Genomic DNA, 15,287 nt, shown 5'->3' with positions numbered 1-15,287 from the left:
ATGTCACCGCAGATCACCCCCATCGCAGACACCGCCCAGGATCTGGAGCTCTCGGAGCGCATCCTGAACCCGGACGGGAGTCGCATCGCGAACCCTCGGCTGGATCCCTTCGTCGCCGACGTCGACGCCGCACAGCTGCGCGCACTGCTCAGGGACATGATCATCCTCCGCCGGATCGACACCGAAGGCGTCGCTCTCCAGCGACAGGGCCAGCTCGGTCTGTGGGCCCCGTGTCAGGGGCAGGAGGCGACGCAGATCGGCACCGCCCGCGCCATCGCGCCCGAGGACTACGTGTTCCCGAGCTACCGCGAGACCGGGGTGATCTACGCGCGCGGTGCACAGCCCGGCGACTATGTGCGCATGTGGCGCGGAGAAGAGGGCGCCGCGTACGATCCGGCCACGCTCGGAGTCGCACCCCTGCAGATCATCATCGGTGCGCAGACCCTGCACGCGGTCGGGTATGCGCTGGGCATCCAGCACGACGGGGCCGACGAGGTCGCGGTGACGTACTTCGGCGACGGTGCCACCAGTCAGGGCGACGTCAACGAGGCGATGATCTTCGCCGCCTCGTACCAAGCCCCGGTCGTCTTCGTCTGCCAGAACAACCACTGGGCGATCTCGGAGCCGGTCGCCGTGCAGTCGCAGTATCCGATCGCCGGTCGGGCGCCGGGCTTCGGCATCCCGAGTGTCCGTGTCGACGGGAACGATGTGCTCGCATGCATGGCCGCCATGCGCTGGGCGCTCGATCACGCGCGTTCGGGCAAGGGGCCCGCTTACATCGAGGCTGTCACGTATCGCATGGGCCCGCACACCACGGCCGATGACCCGACGCGCTACCGCGACCAGGACGAACTCGAATCCTGGCGTCGCCGCGACCCGATCGCACGGCTGGAAGCCTACCTGCGCGCGACGGGAGAGCTGACCGACGAGCACCTCGCCGAGAACCAGTCGGCAGCAGACGAGGTGGCAAAAGAGATGCGCGCCGCGTGCCTGGGCATGGTGACGCGTCCGGCCCTCGCGGTCTTCGACGGCGTCTACGCCGAACCGCACACCGGGCTCGAGCGTCAGCGCGGTGAGTACGCTGCGTACCTCGCATCCTTCGAGGGCGAGGCCGGCGCATGACCGAACTGACCCTCGGAAAGGCGCTCGGCGCGAGCCTGCGACAGGCGATGCGCGATGACGACAAGGTCGTGCTCCTCGGAGAGGATATCGGCAAGCTCGGCGGCGTCTTCCGCATCACGGACGGCCTGCTCGACGAGTTCGGAGCCGCTCGCGTGATCGACACGCCCCTTGCGGAGTCCGGCATCGTCGGGATGGCCGTCGGGCTCGCCTTCCGCGGCTATCGCCCCGTGGTCGAGATCCAGTTCGACGGCTTCGTGTATCCCGCGTTCGACCAGATCGTCGCCCAGGTCGCGAAGCTGCACTACCGCACGCAGGGCCGTGTGAAGATGCCGATCACCATCCGGATCCCGTGGGCGGGCGGCATCGGCGCCGCCGAGCACCACTCGGAGTCGCCCGAGGCCTACTTCGTGCACACGGCGGGGCTCCGAGTGATCGCGGTGTCGAACCCGGAGGACGCGTATCGCAGCCTCCGGCAGGCGATCGCCTCGGACGACCCGGTGATCTTCTTCGAGCCGAAGCGGCTCTACCACCACAAGGGGGAGGTCGACCTGGAGGCCCCGCTCGCCGATGCGCCGCCGATGGGGTTGGCCCGCGTCGTGCGCGCCGGGACCGATGCGACGCTCATCACCTACGGGGCGATGGTGGCCACCGCGCTCCAGGCAGCAGACGCCGCCGAAGACGAGGGCATCGCCCTGGAGGTCATCGATCTGCGCTCACTCTCTCCCGTGGACTACGACTCGGTCGCCGCGTCGGTGCGCAAGACCGGTCGCGTGGTCGTCGCGCACGAGGCCTCTCGTGAGGCCGGCGTCGCGGCAGAGGTGATCGCGAGCATCACGGAGCGCTGCTTCGAATACCTCGAGTCCGCGCCGTTGCGCGTCACCGGACACGACATCCCGTACCCGCCCGCAAAGCTCGAGAAGTATCACCTGCCCGATCTCGATCGGCTGCTCGACGCCGTCGACCGGGTGCTGGACCGACCGAACAGTCTGACGGGAGCAGAAGCATGATCGCGGAGTTCCGCCTTCCGGACCTCGGAGAGGGACTGACCGAAGCCGAGGTGGTCACCTGGCTCGTCGCCCCTGGTGACGCCGTCACGCTCAACCAGACGCTCGCCGAGGTCGAGACGGCCAAAGCGGTCGTCGAGCTGCCGTCGCCGTACGAGGGCACGGTGTCCACGCTGCACGCCGAGGCCGGCCAGACGGTCGCCGTCGGCGCGCCGCTGATCGCCTTCGACGTGGTGGGGGAGAGCGACGATGCACCCACTCCCACGTCGGAATCCGACGAGAAGGCACAGCCGAACCTCGTCGGCTACGGCGCAGCCCCCACGGCCGCAGGCCGGCCTGCGCGACGGGCGCGGCGCATCGGAGGAACACCTGCGCCGGTCGACACTGCAGTTCTCGAGGCCGCACCGCACGACGCCACCCCATCGGCAGCCGTGGATGCGGTGATCGAGCGCCCGCGCTCCACCCCGCCGGTGCGCGCTCACGCCAAGCGTCTCGGCATCGACCTCGTGCTGGTCGCTGCCGAGGTGGGGGATCGAGTCATCACCCGCAGCGACGTCGATGCGTACGCGGAACGGATCGGCGGCCGAGCGGCACCTGCCGACGATGTTCCGGAACTGCCGATTTCCGCCTTGTCGACGCCCACCCCGTCGAACGCGTCAGCGCTCACCGACGCCGAGCGGGAGACCCGCATCCCCATCCGCGGCGTCCGCAAGCACACGGCAGCGGCGATGGTGCAGAGCGCCTTCACGGCACCCCATGTCACGGTCTTCCACACCGTCGACGTGACCGCGACGATGGACCTGCTGTCGAGTCTTCGCGATGATCGCGCGCTCGACGCGCATCGGATCGGTCCGCTCGCGGTGGTCGCGAAGGCCGTCTGCCTCGCTCTCGGACGCACTCCCGGGCTCAATTCGCGCTGGGACGAGGCGGCCGGCGAGATCGTCCAGCACAACTACGTCGACCTGGGGATCGCCGCCGCGACGGACCGGGGTCTCATCGTCCCGATGATCCGTGATGCGGAGCGGTTGACCCTGATCGGTCTCGCAGACGCCGTGAAGTCGCTGGCCGAGGTGGCCCGTTCGGGGAAGACCTCGCCGGCGGAGCTCGCGGGCGGCACGTTCTCGATCTCGAACATCGGCGTCTTCGGCGTCGACGCCGGCACTCCCATCCTGCCTCCTGGGCAGTCGGGGATCCTGGCTGTCGGAGCGGTGCGTCGTCAGCCGTGGGAGCACCACGGCGAGATCGCCCTGCGGCAGATGATGACGCTCAGCCTCTCGTTCGATCACCGACTGGTCGACGGCGCCGAGGGGGCGAGATTCCTCAAGGACGTCGCCGACATCCTCGAAGAGCCCGGGCGCGCGATGCTGCTCAGGTAGTCGCACGCAATGCTGCATCCGCCATCGCGACCAGCACGGTCGCGGTGGCGGAATGCCGTCTGGCGGCGGCGCGTGTGCTGTGCGGGGTCGAGTTGATCAGGCCGAAGCACGCCTGTACCCGCAATCGCAGCTCGTCCTGATCGGCGCCGCCCGGCTTCACGTGCAAGGGCGACAGGGCCGCCATCCACAGCTCGATGTATGCGCGCTGGAGGCGGCGGACCTCGGCGCGATCACCCTCGGAGAGGAACGCGACATCGCGATCCTGCACCTGGATGACCTCGGCATTGCCCAGCGCGAACTCGACATGGAAGCCGATCAGCGCGCGCATCCGCTCATCGGGGGTCGGTGATTCCTCGGAGACCTGCCGTCCACCGCGGATCAGATCCTGGCTCACCTTGACGAGCACCGCTCCGAGCAGTGCCTGCTTGCCGGCGAAGTGACGGTAGACGGCCGGTCCGGACACGCCGACGGCAGCCCCGATGTCCTCCAGACTCACGCCGCTGTAACCGCGCGCGGCGAAGAGCCGCGCGGCAGCGTGCAGGATCGCATCCGACCGCTCAGCCTTGGCACGGTCTCGGGCGGTGACCGGGCTTGTCATCTCAGTTAATCCTCGCTAACCTGAATCAACGGGTTAGTGAACACTAACCGAAAGTGCATGCACCGCGCCAGGGTTCGCCCTCGCGGACGTGGGTCGAGGAGGACGTCACGATGCCGGCAACCCAGGAGTCTCTCGCGCAAGACCTGCGAGACCGCCTCGCGACCGCGGCGCGCGGCGGACCGGAGGCGTCACGAGAGCGCCACGTCGCGCGCGGCAAATTGCTCCCGCGAGACCGCGTCGCTCGGGTGCTCGATGAGGGCAGCCCGTTCCTGGAAGTCGCCCCCCTCGCGGCCGACGGCCTGTACGGGGGCGAGGCGCCCGGTGCCGGGGTGATCGCCGGGATCGGACTCGTCCACGGTCGCCACGTCATGGTGGTCTGCAACGACGCGACGGTGAAGGGTGGCACCTACTACCCCCTCACGGTCAAGAAGCATCTGCGTGCGCAGGAGATCGCCCTCGAGAATCGCCTGCCCTGCCTATACCTCGTCGACTCCGGAGGTGCCTTCCTCCCGAAGCAGGACGAGGTCTTCCCGGATCGGGAGCACTTCGGCCGGATCTTCTTCAACCAGGCGCGAATGTCGGCCGAGGGAATTCCTCAGCTCGCCGCGGTGCTCGGGTCGTGCACAGCGGGCGGCGCGTATGTCCCCGCCATGAGTGACGAGAGCGTCATCGTGCGCGGCCAGGGGACGATCTTCCTCGGGGGGCCGCCCCTCGTGAAAGCCGCGATCGGAGAGGTCGTGACCGCTGAGGAGCTGGGCGGGGGAGAGCTGCATGCACGACGCAGCGGCGTGGTCGACCACCTCGCGGAAGATGACGAGCATGCCCTCGAGATCCTGCGCGACATCGTCGCCACGCTTCCCCCTCCCGCGGCTCCTGCCTGGGACGTGGTGAGCAGCCGCCCGCCGTCAGAGCCATCCAGCCTGTACGACGCGGTTCCCGTCGATGTCAACGCCGCGTACGACGTGCACGAGGTCATCTCGCGCCTCGTCGACGGCGACACCTTCCTCGAGTTCAAGCCCGAGTACGGCACGACCCTGGTCACCGGCTTCGCCCGACTCCACGGGCATCCCGTCGGTATCGTCGCGAACAACGGCGTGCTGTTCAGCGAGTCCGCGCTCAAGGGCGCCCACTTCATCGAGCTGTGCGACCAACGCGGTATCCCGCTGTTGTTCCTGCAGAACATCACGGGATTCATGGTCGGCTCCGACGCCGAGGCCGGAGGCATCGCGAAGGACGGCGCGAAGATGGTCACGGCGGTCGCGAGCACGCGAGTGCCGAAGCTCACGGTCATCATCGGAGGCTCGTTCGGGGCAGGCAACTACTCCATGTGCGGCCGCGCCTACTCGCCCCGATTCCTGTGGACCTGGCCGGCGAGCCGCATCTCCGTGATGGGCGGCGCGCAGGCGGCGTCGGTGCTGGCCACCGTCAAAGAGGATCAGCTGACCGCGCGAGGCGACTCCTGGAGCGGCGAGGACCGTGCGGCGTTCGAGACGCCGATCCGCGAGCAGTACGAGCACCAGGGCGAGCCCTACTACGCCACGGCCCGCCTGTGGGACGACGGGATCGTCGACCCGGCACAGACCCGCGACCTCCTGGGGCTCTCCCTCGATGTCATCTCCCGCAGCCCGCTGCCCGAGCCACGCTTCGGCGTCTTCCGGATGTGAGTGTCTTGTCCATGACCACGACGCCGTCGTCGAACACCGTTTCGTTCCACACCGTTCTCGTCGCCAATCGGGGAGAGATCGCCCGGAGGGTGATCCGCACCCTCCGGGCTCTCGGCATCCGCAGCGTCGCCGTCTACAGCGACGCCGATGCCGCGGCACCCCACGTGCGAGAAGCCGATGCCGCCGTGAGGATCGGGCCGGCTCCGGCCGCGCAGTCCTACCTCGACATCGATGCCGTCATCGCGGCGGCGCGCCGCACCGGCGCGCAAGCCATCCACCCGGGTTACGGATTCCTCTCCGAGAGCGTCGGACTCGCCGAGGCCTGCGCCGAGAGCGGCATCGTCTTCATCGGGCCCTCGGTGAAGTCCTTGCAGATCATGGGCGACAAGGCACGCGCTCGCGAGCATGTGCTGCGCCACGGTGTTCCGGTCGTCCCCGGTTTCGACGCCAAGGGCCTGTCCGACCTCGAGATCGCCGAGGAGGCTCAGAACGTCGGCTATCCGCTGCTCGTCAAGCCCAGCGCCGGCGGCGGCGGGAAGGGAATGGAGGTCGTCGCCGACTCCACGGGGCTGCGCTCTGCGCTCGCTTCGGCCCGACGAGTGGCTGCCGCGGCGTTCGGGGACGACTCGCTCATCCTCGAACGCCTGATCAGACGCCCGCGGCACATCGAGGTGCAGGTCTTCGGAGACGTGCAGGGCACTGTCATCGCTCTCGGCGAGCGGGAGTGCACGCTGCAGCGACGACACCAGAAGGTCATCGAGGAGGCGCCGTCGGCAGGGATCCCCGCGCACACCCGGGAACGGCTGCTCGCGGCGGCTGTCCTCGCGGCCGAGAGCGTCGAGTACGTCGGGGCCGGCACGGTCGAGTTCCTCATCGACGCCGATGAGCCGGAAGAGGTGTTCTTCATCGAGATGAACACCCGTCTTCAGGTGGAGCATCCGGTCACTGAGGAGGTCACCGGACTCGACCTCGTCGCTCTTCAGCTCCGCGCGGCCGACGGGCTTGCGCTCGATGTCACGCCCCGTCTGCGCGGTCACGCGGTCGAAGCACGCGTGTATGCGGAGTCACCCGGGCGCGGCTTCCTCCCCTCCACGGGGAAGGTGCTTCTGTTCGAGCCCCCCATCGGTGTCCGGGTCGACGCGGCGATCGAGACCGGAAGCGAGGTGACCGGCTTCTATGATCCGATGATCGCGAAGGTGATCGCGTTCGCGGACGACCGCGCCACGGCCCTCTCGCGGCTCGACGAGGCACTCGCGCGCACGGTCGTGCTGGGCGTCGAGACGAACATCGCGTTCCTGCGGACCCTCTGCCAGGACGCGCGCGTGATCGCGGGTGATCTCAACACGGGGCTCATCGAGACCCTGCTTCCCCTCGACGCACAGACGCCGTCGACCGCGCAGCTCGCGGCCGCGAAGGATGCGGTCTCAGAGCTCCGCGAGCCGGTGCGGACCAGCCCGCTGTGGCGAGAACTTCCTGGTTGGCGCCTGGGGGCCGAGGACGCGGTGGATGCACCGTTCGTGGCGCTCACGGACGACGACGAAGAGGTCGAACTCCACGACGACGCGAACGCACGATCTCGAGCATCCGTGCGTGCCGCCGTCGACGGCGACGGCGCGGTCTGGGTGGTCGAGGACGGACGCACCGTCCGCCTGCGTCCCCTCGACAGGAAGCAGCGGATGCGGCGTCGGCTGTCCGCTCGCGAGGCGGGATCTGCGGCGACGGAGCCGGAAGGCCGGGCCCCGATGCCGGGCAGCGTCGTGGCGGTCCACGTCGCCGACGGCGAGAGGGTGTCCGCCGGCGACCCGCTCGTCTCGATCGAGGCGATGAAGATGGAGCATCCGGTGCTCGCACCGCACGACGGTGTGGTGCACCTGCTGGTCGCGGTTGGCGATCAGGTGCGGCGCGACCAACCGGTCGCCCGTGTGACGACGGAGGAGAGTTGAACATGGAAGATCTGTCCGAGGAGGAGCGCGAGCTCGCCGCCATGGTGCGGGAGTTCGCGGACAGCGTCGTCGCGCCACAGGCCTACGAGGCCGACCGCACGCATACGCTGTCGATGGACGTCGTGGCGCAGATGGGCGATCTCGGACTGTTCGGTCTGCCGTTCCCCGAGGAGTACGGCGGCCAGGGCGGCGACTACATGGCGCTCGGCATCGCGATCGAGGCACTCGGCCGCGTGGATCAGTCCATCGCGATCACGCTCGAAGCGGGGGTCAGTCTCGGGGCGATGCCGATCTTCCGTTTCGGCACCGAGGAGCAGCGCCGGGAGCTGCTGCCCGATCTGCTCGCCGGACGGGCGCTGGCGGGCTTCGGGCTCACCGAACCGGAGGCGGGCAGCGACGCCGGCGCGACCAGGACCACCGCCCGACTCGACGGCGACGAATGGGTGATCGACGGCTCCAAGCAGTTCATCACCAACTCTGGCACCCCGATCACGCGCTTCGTCACCGTCACGGCCGTCACGGGGAACGAGAACGGGCGCAAGGAGATCTCCACGATCATCGTCCCCAACGGCACCCCGGGGTTCACGGTCGAGGCCCCCTACGACAAGGTGGGGTGGAACGCCTCCGACACGCATCCGCTGACCTTAGACGGGGCGCGGGTGCCCGCCTCGAACCTGCTGGGTGCACGGGGGAGCGGCTTCCGCAGCTTCCTGAGCATCCTCGACGAAGGCCGCATCGCGATCGCGGCTCTCTCGACGGGTGCGGCGGAGGGCTGCCTGGAGGCGGCCGTGGACTACGCGAAGAGCCGCACGATCTTCGGTGCCGCCTTGAGCACCCGCCAGAACGCCCAATTCACCTTGGCGCGAATGCGCGCTCGGGTGCACACCGCCCGGCTCGCCTGGCGTCACGCGGCGCGGCTGCGGGATGCGGGCAAGCCGTTCGCCGAGGCAGCTGCCATCGCGAAGCTCGTCGGAGGAGAGGCCGCGATGGACAACGCCAGGGATGCGACGCAGATCTTCGGAGGAAACGGCTTCATGAACGAGTTCCCCGTCGGACGCCACTACCGCGACTCCAAGATCCTCGAGATCGGCGAGGGGACCACCGAGGTGCAGCTCCTCGTCATCGCGCGCGGTCTGGGACTCGCCGGGTAGCGTGGCGATATGACGACGCACGACATCCTCCAGCGGGGGCTGTACTACGAGGAGTTCGCGGTCGATGCCCGCTACCTGCATCGCCCCGGACGCACGGCGACCGAGGCCGACAACGTACTGTTCACGACGCTGACCATGAACACCCAGGCGCTGCACCTCGACGCCGCGTTCGCCGACGCTCAGGATCCGTTCCGCGCGCGACTGATGAACTCGATGTGGACGCTGTCGACGATGGTGGGCTCATCGGTCGCGCAGTTGACGCAGGGGACGCTCGTGGCACAGCTCGGTTTCGGCGACGTGACCTTCCCTCATCCGCTGTTCGCCGGTGACACGCTCTACACCGAGAGCGTCATCGTGGAGAAGCGGCTCTCCTCGTCCCGACCGGGGCAGGGAATCGTGAAGATCGCGCACACCGGACGCAACCAGGACGGGACGGTCGTCGCCACCGCCGTGCGCTCGGTGCTCGTGCACTGCAACCCGGAAGGATCCGCATGACCTTCGACCTCGGGCCGGCTCTGCTGTTCTGCCCTGCCGATCGCCCCGAGCGCTTCCGGAAGGCCGTCGAGCGCGCGGATGCGATCATCCTCGATCTCGAGGATGCAGTGCTCCCTGAGGCGAAGGATGCTGCGCGCCGGAACATCGTCGAGGCCGATCTCGACCCCGCCCGCGTGATCGTGCGTGTGAACGCCCTGGACAGCGAAGCCTTCGCGGCCGACCTCGCGGTACTGGCGCAGACGGAGTTCCGCACGGTCATGGTGGCCAAGACCGAGAGCGTGGAGAGCCTGTCGGCGTTCGATGAGCGGTACTCGCTGATCGCCCTGTGCGAGACCGCCGTCGGCGTGCACGCGGCAGACCGCATCGCCGCGCACCCACGGGTCTCCGCGATGATGTGGGGGGCCGAAGACCTCGTGGCCTCACTCGGAGGCACCGCGTCGCGGAATGCCGAGGGCGTCTATCGCGACATCGCCCGCTACGCCCGCGCGCGCATCCTCCTCGAGGCGGGAGCGCACGGGAAAGCCGCCATCGATGCGGTGCACATCGACCTCGAAGACGCCGAAGGGCTCGAGCGCGAGGCCACGGATGCCGCGGCATCGGGCTTCCGCGCGACGGCGTGCATCCATCCGAGCCAGGTAGCGGCGATCCGAGCGGCCTACCGGCCGGACGACGAGACCGTTGCCTGGGCCCGAGCCGTCCTCATCGCAGCAGAAACCGAACGTGGTGTGTTCCGCTTCCAGGGGCGCATGGTCGACGAACCGGTGCTCCGGCACGCGCGTTCGGTCGTCTCCCGCGCCGGCTGACCACCGCCTCCGCTGATCAGAGAAGCATCTGATCAGAGGACCGGAGACTCCTCGAGCAGCCGAAGATATCCGGGGGCTGCGACGAAGCGATGCGCCGAGCCGTTCTGCAGGACTTCCCCCTCCCGGGGGAGCGTGCCGCCCGAGACGTGGTCGATCACGGCGCGGATCACTCCACCGTGGGCGACGACGATGACCGACTCCGCCCGAGGGGTCGACCGTCGACGTGCCTCGCGTGCGATCGCGTGCAGCGCCGCGATCGCGCGTTCCCCGACCTCGTGCAGGGACTCGGCGCCGGGGACCTCCGCATGCCAATCCCCGTAGGTCCTGATGTAGTCCGGAACGAGCATGCCCTCGCCCTCGCCGAATTCGCGCTCCCGGATGTCGGGGACGACTCCGGCGACCTCCAGCCCCAGCCGATCCGCGATGATCTCCGCGGTCTCCTTCGCCCGCAGCAGCGGGCTGGTGTAGACGGCATGATGGGTACCGGCGGCGAGCTTCTCCGCCGCCCACCGGGCGTCTTCACGGCCGGTCTCGTTCAGTGGGATGTCGGTGGAGCCCTGGATGCGCTTGGCGAGGTTCCAGTCGGTCTGACCGTGGCGGACGAGGGTGAGATGGGTCACGAGAGGAGTTCCTGGAGTGCGGGGAGCACGTCGCTGGTGCCGGCGGCGATGGTGACATGCGCCCAGGCATCCGCGCGCGTCGGCTCACGGTTGACGATGATCAGCGGGATGTTGCGGCGGCGGGCACGCTCGACCAGGCGCACACCGGAGTTCACGACCAGCGACGAGCCGGCGACGATCAGCGCACTGCTGGAGCGCAGCAGCGACTCGGCAGCGCGGAAGCGGTCCTGCGGCACGTACTCGCCGAAGAAGACGACATCGGGCTTGAGCATGCCTCCGCAGACCGTGCACGCGGGAACGATGAACCCCTCGGTGCTCTCGGGGAGAACGTCGCCGTCGGGCGCGAGAGCGACGTTCTCCGGCACCGTGATCCACGGATTGAGCTCCTCGATCTGCACGGCCACGTCGCGACGGTCGAACACCTGGCCGCACCGGAGACACAGCACGCGACGCATGGTTCCGTGCACCTCGATCACGTGCGAGCTCCCGGCTCGCAGATGCAGGCCGTCGACGTTCTGCGTGATCACTCCGGACACCGTGCCGGCCGCTTCGAGCTGTGCCAGCGCGATATGTCCCGCGTTCGGCTCGGCACTGGCGAAGGCGCGCCAGCCGAGGTGACCTCCGACCCAGTACCGTCTGCGCGCGGCCTCATCGCCCAGGTACGTCTGTATCGTCATCGGGTCGCTGCGGGTCCTGGCACCTTCGCCGCGATAGGCGGGGATGCCGGAATCGGTCGAGATGCCGGCACCGGTGAGGAGTGCGATGCGCTTCTCGCGCAACAGCTCGGCGGCGTGGGCGACGGTGGCCGACAGCTCGGCGGGATTCGACACGCTCACAGGACCTCCTCGAGCGAGTCTACGGTGCGGGGACGAGGGGCGCTCTCCTCGACGGTGTCGCCGGGGGGACTCGGTGCGATGCGATCCGCGGGCGATGGCAGAGTGGACCTGTGGAACTGCTGCCTGTGACCGAAGCCGACGACCGACGCCTCGACGACTACCGCGGACTCACCGATACCGCCCTTCGCGCTCTGTCCGAACCGGCGGGCGGTCTGTACATCGCAGAGTCGACGAAGGTGATCGCCCGTGCGGTGGCGGCCGGCCATCGTCCGCGCTCCGTCCTGGTGCAGGAGCGTCGGGTCGAGGACATCCGGAAGATCGTGGGCGACTTCGACATCCCGGTGTACGTCGTCCCGGATGAGATCGCGGAAGACGTGACGGGCTTCGCCGTGCACCGGGGGACGATCGCATCCATGCATCGCCCGGAGTTGCCGTCGGTACGCGATGTCATCGAGGGCGCATCCCTGGTCCTGATCCTCGAGAACCTCGGCGATCACACCAACGTCGGCGCGGCATTCCGCGCGGCTGCCGGGCTCGGCGCCGATGCGGTGCTGGTGTCGCCGGGGGGAGCGGACCCTCTCTATCGTCGCAGCGTGCGCGTCAGCATGGGGACCGTGTTCCAGGTGCCGTGGACACGTATCCCCGACTGGGATTCCGCCATCGCGGACCTTCACGCCGCGGGTTTCGACATCGCGGCGCTGGCGCTGCGTGACGACGCAGTGACGCTCGACGCCTACGCCGCCGATCGTCCGGCCCGCGTCGCCCTGGTCATGGGTTCGGAGGGCGACGGCCTCTCGCGGGAGGCGATGGACGGTGCGGACACCGTCGTCACCATCCCGATGTCCGGCGGGGTGGACTCGCTCAACGTGGCGTCGGCCGCCGCGGTCGCACTCTGGGCGATGAAGGCCTGACCCGCTCAGTCCTTCTCGGGAAGGCTCTGCTCGGAAAGGAACACCGGCGAGGGCTCCGGACGCTTCGCTGCGAGGTTGTCGCCGGATGATTGGTGCCGCAGCCGCCGGAGCACCCACGGCACCAGGTGTTCACGCGCCCAGCCGAGATCCTCCGCCCGCGCCTCGCGCCACGTCCGCAACGGGAACGGTTCGGGCTGCATGGCCTCGAGATCGTTCGGCACGTTCAGAGCGCGCAACGCCATGCGGGCCACTTCGTGGTGCCCGAGCGCGTTGTAGTGCAGGCGGTCGTCGTCGAAGAAGCGCATGTCCTGCACGACCTTGAGCGCCCACTGATCGGCGACGATGCAGTCGTGCCGTTCGGCGATGGCACGGACGTTCTCGTTGTAGATGGCGACCTTCCCGCGGAATGCGCGGAACACCGGGGTGAAGCCCGTGTCGATGCCGGTGAAGAGCAACACGGCCGCTCCGGTCGATGCCAGGCGGGCCACGGCGTCTTCGAGCTGGCTCGCGATGGCGTCTGGGTCGGTGCCGGGGCGGATCACGTCGTTGCCGCCGGCGCAGATCGACACCAGGTCGGGGCGCAGCGCGACGGCGGGCTCGATCTGGTCGGCGACGATCTGAGCGATCAGCTTTCCACGCACCGCGAGGTTGGCGTAGGCGAAGTCGTCGACCTGTGCGGCGAGAACCTCGGCCACGCGATCGGCCCAACCGCGATGGCTGCCCGGATGGGCGGGATCCGGGTCGCCGATGCCCTCCGTGAACGAATCGCCGACCGCGACGAAACGTCGCCACGGGTGTGCGCTCTCGTTCGGCACGTAGGGGGTCCGAGTCGAATCCTGGTCGGTCATCCAGCTCTCCTTCGCGAACGTCGTGCGCGCGGTGGTGACCCGCGGCGCAGTGTCAGAGCCTACCCGCACGCATGCGTGCGGGGGAGGGGCACGCGCGGGAACCGCGGCGAGTGATCCGGTGTCCCCGGCAGCGATTATCGTGGACTCGATGCTCTCTCCGTCCTTTCCTCAGCGTGCCCCTTGGGGAACCGCGAACAAGCTGCGCGCCTGGCAGCAGGAGGCCCTCGAACAGTACTTCGCAGCGGATCAGCGCGACTTCCTCGTGGCCGCCACCCCGGGCGCGGGAAAGACCACCTTCGCCCTCACCCTCGCGGTCGAGCTCATGCGCATGGGCGAGGTCAACCGCATCATCGTGGTGGCGCCGACCGAGCATCTCAAGACGCAATGGGCCGATGCGGCCGCCCGCGTGCACATCCGTCTCGACCCCCGTTTCCGCAACAGCGACTGGGCGCCGGCGCGGCACTACCACGGCGCTGTCGTGACGTACGCGCAGGTCGCGGCGAAGTCGTCGGTGCACCGGCATCTCACCGAAGACGCGAAGACGCTGGTGATCCTCGACGAAGTCCACCACGGTGGCGATGCGCTCAGCTGGGGCGACGCCATTCGCGATGCCTACGGTCCCGCCAAGCGGCGCCTCCTGCTCTCCGGCACGCCGTTCCGCAGCGACACGGCTCCGATCCCTTTCGTCGAGTACCACCCCGACGAATCCGGTGCACGGATCTCCCGCACCGACTACAACTACGGCTACGGCCGTGCGCTGGCCGACGGCGTCGTCCGCCCCGTCCTGTTCCACATGTACGCCGGCAAGATGCGCTGGCGCACCACCACGGGCGACGAGCTCGAGACGCACCTGGGTCAGGACAACACGAAGGATGTGACGTCGCAGGCCTGGCGCACCGCACTCGATCCCGAGGGTGACTGGATGCCGGCCGTGCTGTCGGCTGCGGACCGGCGCCTCACCGAGATCCGCCACCACGTCCCCGATGCCGGCGGTCTCGTGTTGGCGACCGATCAGACCGTCGCACGCGCGTACGCCAAGATCCTGCACAGCATCACGGGGCAGCAGGCGACGGTCGTACTCTCAGACGATGCGACCGCCTCGGAACGCATCGAGAAGTTCAGCGCGAACGACTCCCGCTGGATGGTGGCTGTGCGCATGGTGTCGGAGGGTGTGGACGTTCCGCGCCTCGCCGTCGGTGTGTACGCGACCTCGTCATCGACTCCGCTGTTCTTCGCGCAGGCCATCGGGCGATTCGTGCGAGCCCGACGCCGTGGCGAGGCAGCCAGCGTGTTCCTTCCGCAGGTCCCCGTGCTCATGGGCCTCGCGAACGAGATGGACAAGCAGCGCGACCACGCACTCGACCGCCAGTCGAAGGAAGACGACGGCCTGGAGGACTCGCTGCTCGAGAGCGCGAATCGCGAGGAGGAGACCTCCGACGCGCTGACCCAGGAGTTCAGCTATCAGGCGCTCTCGTCCGTCGCGCACTTCGACAGGGTGGTGTTCGAGGGGCAGGAGTTCGGGCAGCTCGCAGAACCCGGCACACCGGAAGAAGAGGAGTTCATCGGGTTCCCCGGTCTTCTCGAGCCCGAGCACGTCCACGAACTGCTCATGCAGCGCCAGTCCCGCCAGTCACGTCTACGCGAGGCACGGGAAGCCTCGGCGGAGCCGACAGACACGACGACGCTGCCCGCACCCCTGCACCGCACCCTCAAGGAGCAGCGACAGCTTCTGAACAGCCTCGTCGGCCTCTACGCACGGCAGAAGGGCGAGCCCCACGGCGCGGTGCATGCCGAGCTGAGGCGGATCTGCGGCGGGCCCGCGGTCGCGCAGGCCACCGTCACCCAGCTGCAGTCGCGCATCGAGGTTCTCCGCAAGCGCGTGCGTTCGTGACGATGTTGTCGGCGGTGTCTCCGCA

The 15,287-nt window shown here is 68.9% G+C and carries 14 protein-coding genes; 10 read left to right on the top strand and 4 right to left on the bottom strand.

Annotated elements, in window-relative coordinates:
• Genes pdhA through ACIQLD_RS02590 form a run of 3 tightly spaced genes read left to right on the top strand, consistent with a single transcriptional unit; the run spans nucleotide 1 to nucleotide 3,502 of the window.
• Nucleotides 1-1,122: a pyruvate dehydrogenase (acetyl-transferring) E1 component subunit alpha gene (pdhA, locus tag ACIQLD_RS02600; protein ID WP_402604660.1), complete on the top strand. Its 1,122-nt coding sequence runs from the start codon at nucleotides 1-3 to the stop codon at nucleotides 1,120-1,122.
• Nucleotides 1,119-2,129 (top strand): alpha-ketoacid dehydrogenase subunit beta, encoded by a 1,011-nt coding sequence (locus ACIQLD_RS02595; RefSeq protein ID WP_402604658.1) that lies wholly within the window; start codon nucleotides 1,119-1,121, stop codon nucleotides 2,127-2,129. The genes pdhA and ACIQLD_RS02595 overlap by 4 nt, the downstream gene beginning before the upstream one ends.
• The gene (locus tag ACIQLD_RS02590) at nucleotides 2,126-3,502 is read left to right on the top strand and encodes a dihydrolipoamide acetyltransferase family protein (protein WP_402604655.1); all 1,377 of its coding nucleotides are present in this window, start codon (nucleotides 2,126-2,128) and stop codon (nucleotides 3,500-3,502) included. The genes ACIQLD_RS02595 and ACIQLD_RS02590 overlap by 4 nt, the downstream gene beginning before the upstream one ends.
• On the opposite strand, the gene ACIQLD_RS02585 is transcribed toward ACIQLD_RS02590, so the two are convergent.
• Nucleotides 3,495-4,100: a TetR/AcrR family transcriptional regulator gene (locus ACIQLD_RS02585; protein WP_402604653.1), complete on the bottom strand. Its 606-nt coding sequence runs from the start codon at nucleotides 4,098-4,100 to the stop codon at nucleotides 3,495-3,497. The two genes, ACIQLD_RS02590 and ACIQLD_RS02585, sit on opposite strands and share 8 nt — an antisense overlap.
• 110 nt (nucleotides 4,101-4,210) lie before the next feature.
• Here ACIQLD_RS02585 and ACIQLD_RS02580 point away from each other — a divergent pair, with 110 nt between their 5' ends.
• Genes ACIQLD_RS02580 through ACIQLD_RS02560 form a run of 5 tightly spaced genes read left to right on the top strand, consistent with a single transcriptional unit; the run spans nucleotide 4,211 to nucleotide 10,156 of the window.
• Nucleotides 4,211-5,764: a carboxyl transferase domain-containing protein gene (locus ACIQLD_RS02580; protein ID WP_402604650.1), complete on the top strand. Its 1,554-nt coding sequence runs from the start codon at nucleotides 4,211-4,213 to the stop codon at nucleotides 5,762-5,764.
• Nucleotides 5,765-5,775: 11 nt separating this feature from the next.
• Complete coding sequence (locus tag ACIQLD_RS02575; protein ID WP_402604647.1) at nucleotides 5,776-7,707, top strand: acetyl/propionyl/methylcrotonyl-CoA carboxylase subunit alpha; 1,932 nt, start codon at nucleotides 5,776-5,778, stop codon at nucleotides 7,705-7,707.
• Between the two features lie 2 nt (nucleotides 7,708-7,709).
• A complete protein-coding gene (locus ACIQLD_RS02570) occupies nucleotides 7,710-8,858 on the top strand; it encodes an acyl-CoA dehydrogenase family protein (protein WP_402604644.1) in 1,149 nt (382 codons plus the stop codon).
• A 9-nt stretch (nucleotides 8,859-8,867) separates the two neighbouring features.
• The gene (locus tag ACIQLD_RS02565) at nucleotides 8,868-9,353 is read left to right on the top strand and encodes a MaoC family dehydratase (RefSeq protein ID WP_402604641.1); all 486 of its coding nucleotides are present in this window, start codon (nucleotides 8,868-8,870) and stop codon (nucleotides 9,351-9,353) included.
• Entirely contained in the window at nucleotides 9,350-10,156 is an 807-nt protein-coding gene (locus ACIQLD_RS02560) for an HpcH/HpaI aldolase/citrate lyase family protein (protein ID WP_402604639.1), read from the top strand. Before ACIQLD_RS02565 ends, ACIQLD_RS02560 begins: the two co-directional genes overlap by 4 nt.
• 32 nt (nucleotides 10,157-10,188) lie before the next feature.
• Here ACIQLD_RS02560 and ACIQLD_RS02555 read toward each other — a convergent pair whose 3' ends face one another.
• Nucleotides 10,189-10,776 (bottom strand): histidine phosphatase family protein, encoded by a 588-nt coding sequence (locus tag ACIQLD_RS02555; RefSeq protein ID WP_402604636.1) that lies wholly within the window; start codon nucleotides 10,774-10,776, stop codon nucleotides 10,189-10,191.
• Entirely contained in the window at nucleotides 10,773-11,612 is an 840-nt protein-coding gene (locus tag ACIQLD_RS02550) for a Sir2 family NAD-dependent protein deacetylase (protein ID WP_402604634.1), read from the bottom strand. Before ACIQLD_RS02550 ends, ACIQLD_RS02555 begins: the two co-directional genes overlap by 4 nt.
• Nucleotides 11,613-11,722: 110 nt before the next feature.
• On the opposite strand from ACIQLD_RS02550, the gene ACIQLD_RS02545 reads away from it, so the two are divergent.
• Complete coding sequence (locus ACIQLD_RS02545; RefSeq protein WP_402604632.1) at nucleotides 11,723-12,523, top strand: TrmH family RNA methyltransferase; 801 nt, start codon at nucleotides 11,723-11,725, stop codon at nucleotides 12,521-12,523.
• 5 nt (nucleotides 12,524-12,528) lie between these two features.
• Here ACIQLD_RS02545 and ACIQLD_RS02540 read toward each other — a convergent pair whose 3' ends face one another.
• The gene (locus ACIQLD_RS02540; protein WP_402604630.1) at nucleotides 12,529-13,371 is read right to left on the bottom strand and encodes an SGNH/GDSL hydrolase family protein; all 843 of its coding nucleotides are present in this window, start codon (nucleotides 13,369-13,371) and stop codon (nucleotides 12,529-12,531) included.
• A gap of 148 nt (nucleotides 13,372-13,519) precedes the next feature.
• On the opposite strand from ACIQLD_RS02540, the gene ACIQLD_RS02535 reads away from it, so the two are divergent.
• The gene (locus tag ACIQLD_RS02535) at nucleotides 13,520-15,262 is read left to right on the top strand and encodes a DEAD/DEAH box helicase (protein ID WP_402604628.1); all 1,743 of its coding nucleotides are present in this window, start codon (nucleotides 13,520-13,522) and stop codon (nucleotides 15,260-15,262) included.
• The last annotated feature ends 25 nt before the right edge of the window (nucleotides 15,263-15,287 follow it).

The sequence above is a fragment of the Microbacterium sp. NPDC091662 genome (assembly GCF_044756705.1).
GTDB lineage: Bacteria > Actinomycetota > Actinomycetes > Actinomycetales > Microbacteriaceae > Microbacterium.
The sequence above is the reverse complement of the archived record's forward strand: the minus strand, read 5'-3'. Positions and strand labels throughout refer to the sequence as shown.